The sequence below is a fragment of the Cellulomonas pakistanensis genome (genome assembly GCF_016862755.1).
GTDB classification, from domain to species: domain Bacteria; phylum Actinomycetota; class Actinomycetes; order Actinomycetales; family Cellulomonadaceae; genus Cellulomonas; species Cellulomonas pakistanensis.
This window is the reverse complement of the sequence record NZ_BONO01000016.1, coordinates 70,428-85,131: the sequence shown is the minus strand read 5'-3', so window position 1 is coordinate 85,131 and position 14,704 is coordinate 70,428. Positions and strand designations below refer to the sequence as shown.

The window sequence follows — 14,704 nt, the reverse complement described above, 5'->3', positions numbered from 1 at the left end:
GCGCCATGGAGTTCGGCGTCGTCCTGCAGAACGACCCGCCCGCGTCCCGGGTGGTCGACCTGGCCCGCCAGGCGGAGACCCACGGGTTCGACTACGTCTGGACCTTCGACTCGCACCTGCTGTGGCAGGAGCCGTTCGTGGTGTTCTCGCAGATCCTCGCGGCCACCCGCAAGGTGATCGTGGGCCCGATGGTCACCAACCCGGCCACCCGGGACTGGACCGTGCTGGCGTCCTCGTTCGCCACGCTCAACGAGATGTACGGCAACCGCACGGTGTGCGGGATCGGCCGCGGCGACTCGGCGGTGCGCACGCTCGCCGGCCGGCCGTCCAACCTCGCCACGCTGCGCGAGTCGATCCACGTCATCCGGGAGCTCGCCAACTCCCGGGCCGTCGAGCACAACGGCCGCAAGGTCCAGTTCCCGTGGTCCCGTGGCTCGGCGCTCGAGGTGTGGGTCGCCGCGTACGGACCGCTGGCGCTCAAGCTGACCGGCGAGGTCGGCGACGGGTTCATCCTGCAGTGCGCCGACCCGGAGATCGCGTCCTGGATGATCCGCACCGTCCGGGACTCCGCGGAGGCCGCGGGCCGCGACCCCGACGCCATCAAGTTCTGCGTCGCGGCGCCCATGTACGTCGGCGACGGCGACTCCCCGGCGGCCCGGGCGCACATGCGGGAGCAGTGCCGGTGGTTCGGCGGCATGGTCGGCAACCACGTCGCGGACATCGTCGCGAAGTACGGCCAGGGGTCGCAGGTGCCGAAGGCCCTCACCGACTACATCGCCGGCCGGCAGGGCTACGACTACAACGAGCACGGCCGCGCCGGGAACTCGCACACCCAGTTCGTGCCGGACGAGATCGTCGAGCGGTTCTGCCTGATCGGCACCCCGCGCGAGCACGTCGAGAAGCTGCAGGCGCTGCGCGCGCTCGGGGTCACCCAGTTCGCCGGCTACCTGCAGCACGACAACAAGGACGAGACCCTGCGGATGTACGGCGAGCGGGTCATCCCGGCGATGGCCGAGCACGTCGTGGCGACGGCATGACGACCGGGGTGGCGGGGCCGGGGGTCGCGGAGGCCGGGGACGCGGCGGTCGTCGCGCCGTCCGCCGCCGCGCTCGCCCCGGCCGCGCGCCGGTCCCGCGCGCTGCCCGCGCCCGTCCGCGCCCTGCGCCCCGTCGCCCTCGGCGTCGCCGCCCTCGTCCTGCTCGCCGCGTTGTGGGAGCTGGTCAAGGCGGTCGTCCCCGAGGACGGCTGGAGCGTGGGCGAGCTGCGCGTGCTGCCGCGCACCACCGACCTCGCGATGCCGCACGTCACCGAGATGCTGGCCCGGCTCGGCGAGCCGCTGACGTCCCAGCCGGGCGCCGACCCGCTGTGGCTCGCGGTGCTCCGCGCCGGCGGCACCAGCCTGCGGATCGCGGCGGTGTCCTGGGTGATCGGCGTGGTCGTCGGCTTCGGCCTCGCGCTGCTGATGACCCGGTTCCGGGTGGCGCGGTCGGCGGTGCTCCCGCTGGTCGTGCTGAGCCAGACCGTCCCGCTCATCGCGCTCGCCCCGCTCGTGAAGGGCTGGGGGTCGAAGCTCGAGCTCGGCTTCACCTGGGAGCCGTGGATGTCGGTCGCCGTGATCGCCTCGTACCTGGCGTTCTTCCCGGTCGCGGTCGGCGCCCTGCGCGGCCTGACCTCGCCCGACACCCTGCACCGCGAGCTGTTCGCCGGCTACGCCGCCTCCTGGACCCAGGAGCTGGTCCGCCTGCGGCTGCCCGCGAGCGTGCCCCACCTGCTGCCCGCCCTCCGCCTGGCGGCCACGAGCGCCGTGCTCGGCGTCGTCGTCGCGGAGGTCTCGACCGGGATGCCCGGAGGTATCGGACGCATGATCCTCGAGTTCGCCAACTTCGCCAGCAGCGACCCCGCCAAGCCGTGGGCGCCGATCTTCGGGGCGGTGCTGCTCGGCCTGGTCGCCTCCGGGGCGGTCGCGCTGCTCGGCACCGCGCTGCGCCGGTTCCGCCGGGCGGAGGTGGCCGCGTGACCGCGCCGACCGCCGCCGGCGCCGCGCCCGGAGCGCCGACCGCGACCGCCGCGGCCGTCCAGGTCACCGGCGTCGGCCGGGTGTTCCCCGGCGAGGGCGGCCGGTCCGTCACGGCGCTGGAGCACGTCGACCTCACGGTCGGCGCGGGGGAGTTCGTGTCCCTGATCGGCCCGTCGGGCTGCGGCAAGTCCACGCTGCTCCGCCTGGTCGCCGACCTCGACGAGCCGACGTCGGGCTCGATCGCCGTGTTCGGGCGCCCGGCACGGGAGGCGCGGCTCGGCCACGACTACGGCATCGCGTTCCAGCAGGCCGGCCTGCTCCCGTGGCGCACGGTCCGGGCGAACATCGAGCTGCCGCTGTCCCTGCACGGCGTCGGCCGCGGCGCCCGCCGGGAGCGCGCCGACGAGATGCTGGCGCTGGTCGGGCTGACCGACTTCGCCGACCACTTCCCGGACCAGCTGTCGGGCGGCATGCAGCAGCGCGTGGCGATCGCCCGGGCGCTCGCGGAGCGGCCGAGCCTGCTGCTGATGGACGAGCCGTTCGGCGCGCTGGACGAGATGACCCGCGAGCGGCTGCAGTCCGAGCTGGTGCGGATCTGCGCGGAGACGCAGGCGGCGGTCGTGTTCGTCACGCACTCGATCCCGGAGGCGGTGTTCCTGTCCGACCGGGTCGTGGTGATGTCCGCGCGGCCGGGGCGGATCGCCGGGATCGTGGACGTGGGGCTCGGCCGGTCCGGGTCGCGGGACGACGCGCTCCGCGAGGACGAGGCGTACTTCGCGGCGGTCACGGCGGTGCGCGAGGCGCTGCACGGCGGCGCGGACGGCGTCCCGAGCCGCGGGGTGGAGACGCGGTGAGCGCCGCCGCAGCCCCGGCGCCCGCTGCTGCCCCCGCCCCGGGCCGGGCGCGCCGCACCGCCGCCGCGTGGGGCCACCGCGCCGCCCCCGTCGTCCTGCTGGTCCTCCTCGTCGCGGCCTGGCAGGCCGTCGTGGCGCTGGCCGAGGTCCCGCCGTTCCTGCTGCCGAGCCCGTCCGCAGTCGCCGCCGAGTTCGCCGAGTTCCTCCCCACGATCGCCTCGGCGGCGCTGATCACCGGGACGAACGCGCTGGTCGGGCTCGTCGTCGGCGCGGTGGTCGCGATCGCCGCGGCCGTGCTGGCCTCGGCGGTCCGGGCCGTCGACCTGCTGCTCGACCCGGTGGTCGCCGGCCTGGCGGTCGTGCCGATCGTGGCCCTCGCCCCGGTGCTCTACACGATGTACGGCGCCTCGGTGGAGACCGGGCGGCAGATCGTGGTGGCCGTCGCGGTCGGGGTGCCGGTGTTCGTCACCACGTTGCGCGGCCTCCGGCAGGTCCGGCCCGTTCACCGGGACCTCATGCGGGCCTACGCCGCGACCCCGCGGCAGGCGGTCCGCGCGGTGACGATCCCGACGGCGCTGCCGTTCGTGTTCACCGGCCTGCGGCTGGCGTCCTCGCTGGCGGTGATCTCGGCGATCGTCGCGGAGTACTTCGGCGGGCCGCGGTCCGGCATCGGGTCGTTCATCACCACGGCCGCGGCGGGGTCGAACTACGCCCGGGCCTGGGCGTACGTGCTCGGCGGCGTGCTCGTCGGGCTGCTGTTCTACGGGGCCACCTCCGCGGTCGAGCGGTGGGGGACCCGCGGCGTGCGCCGGGGCTGAGCGCACCGCACCGAACGTCCCGCGGTCGGGGGTCCGCGGGCCGGAACCACCCCGCCTGCCGACGGCGCCAGGAGGGCCTCTGGACGTGTTGCGACGACGAAGGGGATGACATGAGGAACACCACCAGGCGGGCCGGGCTCGGGGCGCTCGGCGTCGTGGCGGCGCTCGCGCTGACCGCGTGCGGCGGCGGCTCGGACGACCAGGCCGGGTCGACCGGGTCGGGGAGCAGCGGCGACGGCGGGCTGACGCCCGTGAAGCTGCAGCTGCAGTGGCTGACCCAGGCGCAGTTCTCCGGCTACTACGCGGCGCTGGACCAGGGCTACTACGAGGACGAGGGCCTCGACGTCGAGATCATCCCCAGCGGCGGCGACATCGTGCCGCAGGACGCGCTCGCGAACGGCGAGGTCGACTACGCGGTCGCGTGGGTGCCGAAGGTGCTCGGCTCCATCGAGCAGGGCGCGGACATCACCAACGTCGCGCAGATCTTCGAGCGCTCGGCGACCCTCCAGGTGTCGTTCGCGGACGCCGGCATCGACTCGGTCGCGGACCTCGAGGGCAAGAAGATCGGCTCCTGGGGCTACGGCAACGAGTGGGAGCTGTTCGCGGGGCTGAACAAGGCGGGCGTCACGGACTTCGAGATCGTGCAGCAGGCGTTCGACATGAACGCGTTCCTGGCCGGCGACATCGACGCGGCGCAGGCGATGACCTACAACGAGTACGCCCAGCTGCTCGAGACGGAGGACCCGGAGACCGGCGAGCTCTACCAGCCCGACGACTTCTCGGTCATCGACTGGAACGACGAGGGCACCGCCATGCTCCAGGACGCGATCTGGGCGGACGCCGGCCGGTTGGCGGACGACGCGGAGTACGCCGACACGACGGTCGCGTTCCTCAAGGCGACCCTCAAGGGCTGGATGTACGCGCGGGACAACCCGCAGGAGGCGGCCGACATCGTCACGGCCGCGGGCTCGACGCTCGGCACCAGCCACCAGCTCTGGATGACCAACGAGGTCAACAAGCTCATCTGGCCGTCGACCTCCGGCGGCATCGGCCTGGTCGACGAGGCCGCCTGGGACGCGACCGTCGAGATGGCGCTCCAGACGTCGAACGAGACCGGCGCGACGATCATCACCGCCGACCCGCCGGAGACCGCGTACACCAACGAGTACGTGCAGCAGGCGCTGGACGAGCTGACCGCCGACGGCGAGGACGTCGAGGGCGCGGACTTCGCGCCGCTCGAGGTCGAGCTCCAGCCCGGCGGCAACTGACCCGATCCGCAACGCGCCGAGTGTCCAGGATCCGAGGCGGTTCGCCCCGGTTCGTCCCCGGGGTTCTGGACACTCGGCGCGCCTCACCCACGGAAGGCCCGCACCCATGACCGCACTCGACGCCGACGGCGCGCTCGCCCTCGAGCTCGACCGGGCGCACGTGTTCCACTCCTGGTCCGCCCAGGGCGCCCTGCAGCCGCTCGTCGTCGCCGGGGCCTCCGGCTGCGAGGTCGCGCTCGCGGACGGGCGCACGCTGCTCGACTTCAGCAGCCAGCTCGTCAACACCAACATCGGCCACCAGCACCCGCGGGTCACGGCGGCGATCGCCGAGCAGGCCGGGCGGCTGGCGACCGTGGCCCCGTCGCACGCCGTGCTCCCGCGCGGGCGGGCGGCCGAGGCGATCCTCCGGCACGCGCCGGCGTCGTTCTCCAAGGTGTTCTTCACGAACGGCGGCGCCGACGCGAACGAGAACGCCATCCGGATGGCGCGCCTGGTCACCGGCCGCGACAAGGTGCTGTCCGCGTACCGCTCGTACCACGGCAACACCGGCGCGGCCGTGGTCGCGACCGGCGACTGGCGCCGGGTGCCGAACGAGTACGCCCGCGGCCACGTGCACCACTTCGGTCCGTACCTGTACCGCTCGGAGTTCTGGGCGACGACGCCGGAGGAGGAGTGCGAGCGCGCGCTGCGGCACCTGGCGCGCGTCGTCGAGGCGGAGGGGCCGGGGTCGATCGCGGCGATCCTGCTCGAGACCGTCCCGGGGACCGCGGGCGTGCTGGTGCCGCCGCCGGGCTACCTCGCGGGCGTGCGGGCGATCGCCGACCGGCACGGGATCCTGCTGGTCCTCGACGAGGTGATGGCCGGGTTCGGCCGCACGGGGTCGTGGTTCGCGTTCGAGCAGCACGACGTGGTGCCCGACCTGGTGACGTTCGCCAAGGGGGTCAACTCCGGCTACGTGCCCGCCGGCGGCGTGCTGATGTCGGACGCCGTCGCCCGCGCGTTCGACGACCGGGTGTACCCCGGTGGGCTGACGTACTCCGGGCACCCGCTCGCGATGGCGGCGGTCGTCGCGACCATCGAGGCGATGGAGGACGAGAAGGTCGTCGAGAACGCCGCCCGGATCGGCGCCGAGGTGCTCGCGCCGGGGCTCGCGGCGCTCGCGGACGCGCACCCGTCGGTCGGCGAGGTGCGGGGGACCGGCGTGTTCTGGGCGCTGGAGCTGGTCACCTCTCGCGCGACCCGGGAGCCGGTCGGCCCCGCGGCCATGGGCGCGGTCAAGGCCGGCCTGCTCGACCGGGGGCTGCTGCCGTTCGTGCAGGACAACCGCATCCACGTCGTCCCGCCGTGCGTCGTCACGGACGCGCAGGTCGCGAGAGCGCTCGCGGCCTACGACGCGGTGCTGTCGGAGCTCGACGCCACCCTCTGACCGCTCGGCTCGCCGAGACCCACTGATCCGACCGAGACCCCCGCCCGCGGACGTGGGCCTCGCGCGGATCAGTGGGTCTCGGCGCGGCCTACAGTCGGACCCGAACCAGCCCCACCGAGAGGACCCAGCATGTCCGAGACCGCCACGCCCGCCCTCCGCGCCGTCGTCACCGGTGCGTCCAGCGGGATCGGCGCCGCGACCGTCCGCCGGCTGCGCGCCGAGGGCTGGGACGTCGTCGCCGTCGCGCGCCGCGCCGACCGGCTCGAGGCCCTGGCCGCCGAGACCGGCGCCGAGCCGTTCGCCGCGGACCTCACGAGCGACGAGGACGTGGCTCGCCTGGCCGCGCACGTCGAGGCGACCGGCGGGCTCACGTCTCTCGTCAACAACGCGGGCGGCGCGCTGGGCCTCGACCCGGTCGCCGAGGCGGACGTCGAGGGCTGGCGCCGCATGTACGACATCAACGTGCTCGGCACGCTGCGTGTCACGAAGGCCCTGCTGCCGCAGCTGAAGGCCAGCGGCCGCGGCGACGTCCTCGTGGTCACCTCGACCGCAGCTATCGGCCCGTACGAGGGCGGCGCGGGCTACACCGGCGCCAAGCACGCCGAGCGGATGCTCACCACCACCCTGCGGCTCGAGCTGATCGGCGAGCCGGTGCGGGTCATCGACATCGCGCCCGGCGCCGTCGCGACCGAGGAGTTCTCCCTGGTCCGGTTCGGCGGTGACGCCGAGCGCGCGGCGAAGGTCTACGAGGGCTACCAGCCGCTGCTCGCCGAGGACATCGCGGACGTCATCGCGTTCGCGCTGACCCGGCCGCACCACGTCAACATCGACACGCTGGTCGTCCGGCCGCGGGCCCAGGTGTCGAACACCCAGACCGCGCGGTCCTGACCCCGCACGGGGCGCCGGCGGGCGCCGGGGCCGTCACGCCCCGGCGCTCACCGTGCCCTCCATCTCGTCGGCACGGCGGATGTGCCGGGTCACCCACGGCGACAGCGCGAGCAGGATCAGCGCGAAGGCCAGCGCCACCGCGCCGATCCCGCCGAAGTACGCCGTGTCGGACGCGCCCTCGGTGGCCTTGATCAGCTGCGCCGTGATCGCCTGCCCAGCGGCCGGGGCGAGGAACCACACGGCCATCGCCTGGTTCCGGAACGCCCGCGGCGCGAGCAGCGTGGTCGCGGCGAGGCCGACGGGGGACAGGCACAGCTCGCCGAGCGTCTGGATCACGTAGACCACGACGAGCACCCACGCCGGCGCCAGGCTGTCGGCGAACGCGGCCGACGCCAGCGACATCACGAGGAACGACACCGCGGCCAGCGCCAGCCCGATCGCGAACTTGGTCGCGGTCGGCGGGCGGTCGTGGGTCTTCGACCAGATCCACGCGAACACCGGCGCCAGGACGATGATCGACAGCGGGTTCACCGACTGGAAGAACTCGGGGCTGATCGTCACGCCGACGATCGACAGCTCGGTGCGGTTCGCCGCGAACGCCGCGAGCGTCGTCGCCGCCTGCTCGAAGATCATCCAGAACAGCATCGCCGCGACGAACAGCGGGATGTACGCGAGCACGCGCGGACGCTCGGCGTCGGTGACCTTGGGCGAGCGGTACATCACGATGAAGTACGCGACCGGCGCGATGAACGCCAGGTACGACATCGTGTCGATGAAGGTGTCGAGGTTGAACCCGCCGGCCACGACGGCCGCGACCAGCCCGACGACGACGATCCCGGCGAGGACGACGAGGAACCCGCGGATCAGCGCGACGCGCTCCTCGGGACGGACCGGGTTGGGCGCGACGCCGCCGGCGCGGCCGAGGTACTTGGCGCCCGCCACGAAGAACACCAGGGCGATCGCCATGCCGACCGCCGCGACGAGGAACCCGGCGTGGTACCCGCCCCAGGCGCGCGCGGCGCCGACCAGGAACGGCGCCGTGAACGACCCGATGTTGATGCCCATGTAGAAGATCGAGAACGCCGAGTCGCGGCGCTCGTCGTCGCGCGCGTACAGCTCGCCGACCATGCTCGACACGTTCGGCTTCAGCAGGCCGGTGCCGAGGGCGACCAGCGCGATGCCGAGGTACGAGGACGCCGCGGCCGGGATCGCCAGCAGGACGTGGCCGGCGGCGATGATGATCCCGCCGATCAGCACCGAGCGGCGGGCGCCGATCACGCGGTCCGCCAGCCAGCCGCCGACCACGGACAGCAGGTAGACGCTCGTGCCGTAGATCGACACCAGCGCGAGGCCGGTCGTCTCGCCGATCCCGAGGCCGCCGTTCGCGACCGTGTCCGTCAGGTAGTACAGCAGGATGGCGCGCATCCCGTAGTAGCTGAACCGCTCCCACAGCTCCGTGGTGAACAGCGTCATCAGCCCGCGCGGGTGGCCGAAGAACGCGCGGTCGCCGGCCAGCTGTCCGGCGGGCGGTTCGCCGTGGGCCGCGGTGGTCATGGGGTCTCCTGACGGTCGACGGGCGCGCGCCAGGTGCGCGCGCGCCGCCTTCCAGGGTGGGCCCGGCGCTCGCAGGCCTGCAAATGCTGAAGGCCCCGGTCCGGCGCTGCGACGCCCGCTGCTACGGTCGCGTCGTCCGGACGGGCCCCCGCCGTCGCACCGCGTCACCGACGACCGCGAGGTGCTGCCCCATGACCCGACACGGCCACGCCGCCCTGCCGATCCACGGCCGGGCGAGCTTCCGCACCGCCATCGACCGCACCGAGTTCCCCGCGCACGGCCTGGACCCGGACGAGGTCTACGAGCTGCTGCACACCGGCCTGATGCTCGACGGGCGGGAGACGCTCAACCTCGCGTCCTTCGTCACCACCTGGATGGAGCCGCAGGCCGAGGCGCTGATCCACGACACGCTGCGCAAGAACCACATCGACCACGAGGAGTACCCGGTCGCCTCGCTCGTCGAGGAGGCCTGCGTGCACATGCTCGGCGACCTGTTCCACGCGCCCGACCCGTCGACGGTCGTCGGGGTCGCGACCATCGGCTCGTCCGAGGCGATCATGCTCGGCCTGCTGGCGCACAAGCGCGCCTGGCAGCACCGGCGCGCGGCGGCGGGGCTGCCGGCCGACCGGCCGAACGTCGTGTTCGGCGCCGAGACGCACGTGGTGTGGGACAAGTTCGCCAACTACTTCGACGTCGAGATGCGCAAGATCCCCATGCGCCCGGACCGGTACACCGTCACCGCGGAGGACGTCGTCGAGCGGGTGGACGAGCGGACCATCGCCGTCGGCGCCGTGCTCGGGACGACCCACATCGGCGAGTCCGACCCGATCGCGGAGATCGACGCGGCGCTGGTGCGGATCCGGGACGAGCGCGGCTGGGACGTCCCGCTGCACGTCGACGGCGCGAGCGGGGCGTTCGTCGCGCCGTTCGCCGAGCCGGACCTGGCGTGGGACTTCCGGCTGCAGCAGGTGGCCTCGATCAACGCCTCGGGCCACAAGTACGGCCTGGTGTACCCGGGCGTCGGCTGGCTGGTGTTCCGGGACGCCTCGAGGCTGCCCGAGGACCTGGTGTTCAGCGTCAACTACCTGGGCGGCGCGCAGCCGACGTACACGTTCAACTTCTCCCGCGGGTCCTCGATGATCCAGGCGCAGATGTACAACTTCCTGCGGCTGGGGCGGGACGGGTACACCGCGATCGTCGAGACCATGCTCGCGAACGCGCGGTACCTGAACGAGCAGCTCGAGGCCACGGGCCGGTTCGAGATCCTCAACCCCGGCCTCGCCGAGCCGGTCGTGACGTTCCGGCTGGCCGACGACCCCGGCTTCGACGTCTACCACCTGTCCGCGCGGCTCCGGGAGAGCGGCTGGATCGTGCCCGCGTACAGCCTCCCGCCGGACGCCGAGGACGTGCACCTCATGCGGGTGGTGGTCCGGCTCGACCTCAGCCGGATCATGATCGACCAGCTGCTGCGCGACCTCGACCTGGCGTACACGAGCCTGGCGGCGGAGGCGCCGGTCCCGCGCGCGCCCGCGGCCGCCGACCTGTGGACCGCGCCCGCGCACGCGGCGGCGCGGAGCAAGGCGCGGACCGGCCTCGGGTCGTGACGCGGCCGGCGCCGAGCACGGCGAGCGTCCGGCTCGCCGTGCTGTTCGGGCTGGGGTCGGCGTGCTTCGCGGTCGGGTCGCTGCCGCTGTTCGTCGCGCGGGCCGCGCCCGGCGTGGTGGCGTGGACGTTCGTCGTCGGGTCGGTGCTGTTCACCACCGCGGCGGCGTCCCAGCTCGCCGGCACGCCGCGGGACGCGCGGCTCGACCGGTGGGCGGGGCTGGTGCAGCTGGTCGGGACGGTGTGCTTCAACGTGAGCACGCTCGCGGCGACCCGGGACCTGGCGGCGCTGCCGGCGCGGCGCCTGGTGTGGGCGCCGGACGTCTACGGGTCCGTGTGCTTCCTGGTGGCGAGCGTGCTGGCGTGCGCGGCGGTGCGGCGTGCCGCCGCCGGACCGGGGCGGTCCGTCGACCGGTGGGTGGCGGCGCTGAACCTCGCGGGGTCGATCGCGTTCGGTGCCGCGGCGGTGGCGGCGCGGTACGTGGCGGGGACGACCGAGGAGACGAACGCGGCGCTGGTGAACGCCGGCACGTTCGCGGGCGCGGTGTGCTTCCTCGCCGGGGCGGCGCTGCTGCCGGTGGGCTCCGCGCGGGTGGCCCGCGCGGCGTCCCGGTCGGGAGCGGAGTAGGGCAGGTGGGGCTTGAACCCACGACCGACGGATTATGAGTCCGCTGCTCTGACCGGCTGAGCTACTGCCCCGCGATGGCGTCAGGCTAGCGCGCCCGGACGCCCTCCCCGCGCGGCGGCGCCGCTACGGTGGGTCACCGTGCCGATCTTCTCCCGCCGCGCCCTGCCCGACGACGTGCGCCGCGCCCTCGACCTGCCGGCCGGGGACCGGGTGCTCGCGGCCGCGCGCTCGGGCGACCGGTGGCTGGCGGCGACCCGGCTGGCGCTGTACGTGGTCGGGAGCGCGGCCGACGCGGGTGCCGGTCCCGTGCGCCGGCACCTGTGGTCCGACGTCGACCGCGCGTCGTTCGCCCCCGAGCCGCCGGCCATCACGGTGCACTGGGTGACCGGGTCCGTCGAGGAGCTCCCGCTGGACCCGCCGGTGCCGGTCGCGTTCGCGCAGACGCTGCGCGAGCGGATCCAGTCGTCGGTCGTGCACGTCGAGTCGGTGACCGTGCCCGGCGCGGGGCCGGTGCGGGTCGCGCTGCGCCGCGGCGAGGCGGGCGAGCTGTTCACCCAGGTCATCGGCACGGGCCGCGTCGACCTGGCCGATCCGGCGGTCGCCGCGCTGCTCGACGAGGTCGAGGCGCGGGTGCGCGCGGCCGCCGGCCTGCGGGCGTGACCGGGGCCACGCGCGACGTGTCCGGAGCAGCCCGGGAGGGCTGCTAGAGTTCTTCCCGCACGATCCCTCGTAGCTCAATTGGCAGAGCATCCGACTGTTAATCGGACGGTTACTGGTTCGAGTCCAGTCGAGGGAGCACCCAGACCCCCAGCGGCCACCGGCTGCTGGGGGTCTTCTGCTGCTCCGGCCCCTCGGCGACCTCCCCGGCACCTAGGGTGTCGGTCGTGGGACTGTTCAGCCGCAGGTCGCGACAGCACGAGCCGGACGAGCCGGCGGAGGGCGCGGCCGCCGCGCCGCCGGAGCCGGGCCCCGGCGTCCGGAACGACGGCGTGCGGGAGGCCCTCGCGGTGTGGGCCGGACGCAAGGACGTGCTGACGTTCGCCGACGTCCTGCGCCGCGCCGTGGCCGGCGAGCTGCTGCTCGACGTCACCGACTCGCGCCTCGCCGACCCGGACCGCGGGTTCCAGCAGGGGGACACGCTGGCGATCGCGTCGGTCCGCGACAACGCGGGCGCCGACCTGCTGGTCGCGTTCACCGGCCACGACGAGCTGCAGCGGATGCGGCAGGCCGCGGGGCGCTCGCTCGTCCAGCCCGCCGCGGCCGTGCTGGCGCAGGCGCTCCGCGACCACCAGGGGATCGTGGTCGACGGCCGGTCGCCGGGCGCGTTCATCGCGTACGCCGACGAGATCCGGGCGCACCTCACCGACGACCCGGAGGCGGTGGCGCCGCTGACCGACGTGACCGCGGGCCGGTCCCTGCCGTTCGGTCAGTACCTCGAGGCGCTCGGGGACGGCCCCCTGTTCGCGCCGGTCGACCCCGAGGTCGAGGACGGGGCGGCCGGCCCGGCGGCCACCGGGCCGGACGGCGGCGCGTACACCGCGGTCGGGACGTCGCCCGCCGAGGTCTGGGCGTGGCGCCCGGGCGGCGAGGTCCGCCGGGTGGCGTTCGCCGACGTGGCGGCCGCGACGCGCGCCGCGGGCCGGGCGGGCGTGGTGGTCAACCCGGCCCGCCCGGCCGTCGTCGTGCCGGCCGGCGCGCTCCCGGCCTGACCCCAGGCGGCGCGAGACACGTCGTCGGTTCTCGACGTGAGGGCGCTCCCGACGTGTCTCGTGCACCGCCGCGGCGTCAGTCCGCGGCCTCCGGCGGCCAGACCACCCGGAACCGCTCCAGGACGATCTCGTCCTGCTCGCTCCAGACGGCACCGCGGGCGGCGCAGGTGCGCTCCCAGTAGACCCGGTGCTGCTCGCGCCAGCTGCGGAGGCTGCGGTCGTCCTCGGCCTCGTCGAACGCGAAGTCGGCGTCGACCTCGCGGAACGTCGCGAGCCGCAGCTCGACGGTGCGCAGGACGAGCTGCGGGGCCCCGCGGCCGTCGCAGGCGACCCAGTGCGCGCCGACCCGCGGCAGGGCCTCGCCGCGGTGCGCGAACTCGGTGACGAGCTCGGCGGTGGCGCGCTTGGCGCCGTGCCGCACGATGCCGAGCAGCTCGTCGCTGAGCTCGACGGAGTCGCCGAACCGGTCCACGACGTACTCGTCGCCGGCGGCGACGGCCTCCGGGCGGGCGGCGACGTAGTCGCGCCACAGGGCGTCGGCCGCGGCGGTGTCGAGGGGTCCGGGCGGGGTGCGGTGCTGGGTCACGCCGTCATTGTCACGTGCGCTGCACTACCGCCGACGAGCGAGCGTCGATATCATCGACGATATCAACCGAGGGGAGGCCACGTGGCCCAGCTGCTGGTGCGCAACCTGCCGGACGACGTCAAGGACCGCCTTCGCGCACGCGCGGAGCGCCACCACCGGTCGGTCGAGGCCGAAGCGCGGGAGATCCTCGCGGCAGCCGTGCACGTCGACCCGGTCCTCGCGTGGCTCGACGAGAGCGCCGGGCTCCGTGCGGCGCACGGTGGCGTCGACCTGCCGGAGGCGGAGCGGTCCGCCGCGAGGCCTGTCGAGCCGTTGTGATCGTCGTCGACACGAACGTCTGGTCGGAACCGCTGCGCCAGGATCCCGACGAGGGGGTCCTCCGGTGGATGCGGGCGCACGCCGGTGAGCTGCTCATGCCCGCCCTCGTGGTGCACGAGATGGTCTTCGGCGTCGAGCTGCTCCCTCCGGGTGCTCGGCGTGACCGGATCGCCGGTCAGGTGGGTGACACCGTCCGTGCCCTGGCCGACCGCGTGCTGGCCTACGACGCCCCCGTCGCGGCGACGCACGCGCGGCTCCGCGCCGCGGCGCGAGCGGCGGGGCACGAACCATCGGCTCAGGACGGCCAGATCGCCGCCCACGCCGCGCATCTCGGGATCCCGCTGGCGACGCGCAACGTCCGCGACTTCCGAGGTCTCGGCGTCGAGGTCGTCGACCCCTGGCGCTGAGGCGCCGTCGACCGCGACGATCGCCCGCGTCGCCCGCTAGGTTGGGTCGCATGGCGATCATCCACCGGGCCACGCTGGAGCCGACCAAGGCCGAGCTCGTCGCGGCGTGGCTGCCGACGCAGACCTGGTTCGACGGTCCCGCGGACGTGGCGACGCCGGTCGGCGCGTACCGGTTCGACGACCCGGACGGCGAGGTCGGCATCGAGTCGCACCTGTTCGAGGTGGGCGGTCGGCTCGTGCACGTCCCGCTGACGTACCGAGGCGCGCCGCTCGACGGGGCGGAGGAGTCGCTCGTGGGCACCATGGAGCACTCGGTGCTCGGCACTCGCTGGGTGTACGACGGCCCGGCCGACCCGGTGTACGTCGCCGAGCTGACCCGGGTGGTCAGCGAGGGCGACCAGCAGGTGCGGATGTGGGTCGAGACGCCCGAGGGCGACCGCGTCGAGCGGGAGCCGACGATGCGGGTGCGGGGGAGCGGCGGCGACCCGCAGGACGCCGGCGTGGTCGTGGTCCGCTGGCCCGCCCCCGGCGCGGACGCGCCCGCCCGCGCCGTGCTCACCGGCACCTGGGCCGGGCAGGACGAGCCGGTGGCCCTCGCCTACCTGGGCTGACCCGCGCGCCGGGCGGCG

General features: G+C 74.4%; 16 protein-coding genes and 2 tRNA genes. 15 read left to right on the top strand and 3 right to left on the bottom strand.

The features are described 5' to 3' along the window. Positions 1 to 5 precede the first annotated feature (5 nt). From Cpa01nite_RS11555 to Cpa01nite_RS11525, 7 genes are all read left to right on the top strand, one after another. Complete coding sequence (locus Cpa01nite_RS11555; protein ID WP_203668916.1) at positions 6 to 1,037, top strand: TIGR03842 family LLM class F420-dependent oxidoreductase; 1,032 nt, start codon at positions 6 to 8, stop codon at positions 1,035 to 1,037. Next, positions 1,034 to 2,017: an ABC transporter permease gene (locus tag Cpa01nite_RS11550; protein WP_203668915.1), complete on the top strand. Its 984-nt coding sequence runs from the start codon at positions 1,034 to 1,036 to the stop codon at positions 2,015 to 2,017. Before Cpa01nite_RS11555 ends, Cpa01nite_RS11550 begins: the two co-directional genes overlap by 4 nt. Further along, positions 2,014 to 2,871, top strand: a complete 858-nt coding sequence (locus tag Cpa01nite_RS11545) for an ABC transporter ATP-binding protein (RefSeq protein ID WP_203668914.1) — start codon at positions 2,014 to 2,016, stop codon at positions 2,869 to 2,871. The genes Cpa01nite_RS11550 and Cpa01nite_RS11545 overlap by 4 nt, the downstream gene beginning before the upstream one ends. Further along, complete coding sequence (locus Cpa01nite_RS11540; RefSeq protein ID WP_203668913.1) at positions 2,868 to 3,689, top strand: ABC transporter permease; 822 nt, start codon at positions 2,868 to 2,870, stop codon at positions 3,687 to 3,689. Before Cpa01nite_RS11545 ends, Cpa01nite_RS11540 begins: the two co-directional genes overlap by 4 nt. A 110-nt stretch (positions 3,690 to 3,799) precedes the next feature. Next, positions 3,800 to 4,957, top strand: a complete 1,158-nt coding sequence (locus Cpa01nite_RS11535; RefSeq protein ID WP_203668912.1) for an ABC transporter substrate-binding protein — start codon at positions 3,800 to 3,802, stop codon at positions 4,955 to 4,957. Between the two features lie 106 nt (positions 4,958 to 5,063). Then, positions 5,064 to 6,383 (top strand): aspartate aminotransferase family protein, encoded by a 1,320-nt coding sequence (locus tag Cpa01nite_RS11530; RefSeq protein WP_203668911.1) that lies wholly within the window; start codon positions 5,064 to 5,066, stop codon positions 6,381 to 6,383. Positions 6,384 to 6,512: 129 nt separating this feature from the next. Next, positions 6,513 to 7,271 (top strand): SDR family oxidoreductase, encoded by a 759-nt coding sequence (locus Cpa01nite_RS11525; RefSeq protein ID WP_203668910.1) that lies wholly within the window; start codon positions 6,513 to 6,515, stop codon positions 7,269 to 7,271. 33 nt (positions 7,272 to 7,304) lie between these two features. Here Cpa01nite_RS11525 and Cpa01nite_RS11520 read toward each other — a convergent pair whose 3' ends face one another. Beyond that, positions 7,305 to 8,825, bottom strand: a complete 1,521-nt coding sequence (locus tag Cpa01nite_RS11520; RefSeq protein ID WP_203668909.1) for a peptide MFS transporter — start codon at positions 8,823 to 8,825, stop codon at positions 7,305 to 7,307. A gap of 191 nt (positions 8,826 to 9,016) precedes the next feature. Here Cpa01nite_RS11520 and gad point away from each other — a divergent pair, with 191 nt between their 5' ends. Together gad and Cpa01nite_RS11510 are read left to right on the top strand one after the other, a co-directional pair. Next, positions 9,017 to 10,429 (top strand): glutamate decarboxylase, encoded by a 1,413-nt coding sequence (gad, locus tag Cpa01nite_RS11515; protein ID WP_203668908.1) that lies wholly within the window; start codon positions 9,017 to 9,019, stop codon positions 10,427 to 10,429. Continuing rightward, a complete protein-coding gene (locus tag Cpa01nite_RS11510; protein ID WP_203668907.1) occupies positions 10,426 to 11,055 on the top strand; it encodes a YrhK family protein in 630 nt (209 codons plus the stop codon). Before gad ends, Cpa01nite_RS11510 begins: the two co-directional genes overlap by 4 nt. On the opposite strand, the gene Cpa01nite_RS11505 is transcribed toward Cpa01nite_RS11510, so the two are convergent. Then, a tRNA-Ile gene (locus Cpa01nite_RS11505) sits at positions 11,053 to 11,126 on the bottom strand. The genes Cpa01nite_RS11510 and Cpa01nite_RS11505 overlap by 3 nt on opposite strands. 67 nt (positions 11,127 to 11,193) lie before the next feature. Here Cpa01nite_RS11505 and Cpa01nite_RS11500 point away from each other — a divergent pair. The 3 genes from Cpa01nite_RS11500 to Cpa01nite_RS11490 all read left to right on the top strand — a co-directional run bounded on the left by Cpa01nite_RS11500 (position 11,194) and on the right by Cpa01nite_RS11490 (position 12,764). Beyond that, positions 11,194 to 11,715 carry a hypothetical protein gene (locus tag Cpa01nite_RS11500; RefSeq protein ID WP_203668906.1) on the top strand — a complete coding sequence of 174 codons (522 nt, stop codon included), beginning with the start codon at positions 11,194 to 11,196 and terminating at the stop codon, positions 11,713 to 11,715. Between the two features lie 63 nt (positions 11,716 to 11,778). Then, a tRNA-Asn gene (locus Cpa01nite_RS11495) sits at positions 11,779 to 11,851 on the top strand. Between the two features lie 88 nt (positions 11,852 to 11,939). Further along, complete coding sequence (locus Cpa01nite_RS11490; protein WP_203668905.1) at positions 11,940 to 12,764, top strand: SseB family protein; 825 nt, start codon at positions 11,940 to 11,942, stop codon at positions 12,762 to 12,764. A gap of 76 nt (positions 12,765 to 12,840) precedes the next feature. Here Cpa01nite_RS11490 and Cpa01nite_RS11485 read toward each other — a convergent pair whose 3' ends face one another. Further along, the gene (locus Cpa01nite_RS11485) at positions 12,841 to 13,350 is read right to left on the bottom strand and encodes an ASCH domain-containing protein (RefSeq protein ID WP_239068725.1); all 510 of its coding nucleotides are present in this window, start codon (positions 13,348 to 13,350) and stop codon (positions 12,841 to 12,843) included. 81 nt (positions 13,351 to 13,431) lie between these two features. On the opposite strand from Cpa01nite_RS11485, the gene Cpa01nite_RS11480 reads away from it, so the two are divergent. The 3 genes from Cpa01nite_RS11480 to Cpa01nite_RS11470 are packed head-to-tail and all read left to right on the top strand — an operon-like array spanning position 13,432 to position 14,686. Continuing rightward, positions 13,432 to 13,668, top strand: a complete 237-nt coding sequence (locus tag Cpa01nite_RS11480; RefSeq protein WP_203668904.1) for a FitA-like ribbon-helix-helix domain-containing protein — start codon at positions 13,432 to 13,434, stop codon at positions 13,666 to 13,668. After that, on the top strand, positions 13,665 to 14,075 hold the full coding sequence (locus Cpa01nite_RS11475; protein ID WP_203668903.1) for a PIN domain-containing protein: 411 nt from the start codon (positions 13,665 to 13,667) through the stop codon (positions 14,073 to 14,075). Before Cpa01nite_RS11480 ends, Cpa01nite_RS11475 begins: the two co-directional genes overlap by 4 nt. A 50-nt stretch (positions 14,076 to 14,125) precedes the next feature. Then, positions 14,126 to 14,686 carry a CG0192-related protein gene (locus Cpa01nite_RS11470; protein WP_203668902.1) on the top strand — a complete coding sequence of 187 codons (561 nt, stop codon included), beginning with the start codon at positions 14,126 to 14,128 and terminating at the stop codon, positions 14,684 to 14,686. Positions 14,687 to 14,704: the final 18 nt, after the last annotated feature.

What these genes read in the sequence shown, in the direction of transcription:
- Cpa01nite_RS11535 (WP_203668912.1), top strand. Translation starts at nt 3,800, where the DNA reads ATGAGGAACACCACCAGGCGGGCCGGGCTCGGGGCGCTCGGCGTCGTG.
- Cpa01nite_RS11470 (WP_203668902.1), top strand. Translation starts at nt 14,126, where the DNA reads ATGGCGATCATCCACCGGGCCACGCTGGAGCCGACCAAGGCCGAGCTC.
- Cpa01nite_RS11550 (WP_203668915.1), top strand. Translation starts at nt 1,034, where the DNA reads ATGACGACCGGGGTGGCGGGGCCGGGGGTCGCGGAGGCCGGGGACGCG.
- Cpa01nite_RS11520 (WP_203668909.1), bottom strand. Translation starts at nt 8,825, where the DNA reads ATGACCACCGCGGCCCACGGCGAACCGCCCGCCGGACAGCTGGCCGGC.
- gad (WP_203668908.1), top strand. Translation starts at nt 9,017, where the DNA reads ATGACCCGACACGGCCACGCCGCCCTGCCGATCCACGGCCGGGCGAGC.
- Cpa01nite_RS11525 (WP_203668910.1), top strand. Translation starts at nt 6,513, where the DNA reads ATGTCCGAGACCGCCACGCCCGCCCTCCGCGCCGTCGTCACCGGTGCG.
- Cpa01nite_RS11555 (WP_203668916.1), top strand. Translation starts at nt 6, where the DNA reads ATGGAGTTCGGCGTCGTCCTGCAGAACGACCCGCCCGCGTCCCGGGTG.
- Cpa01nite_RS11530 (WP_203668911.1), top strand. Translation starts at nt 5,064, where the DNA reads ATGACCGCACTCGACGCCGACGGCGCGCTCGCCCTCGAGCTCGACCGG.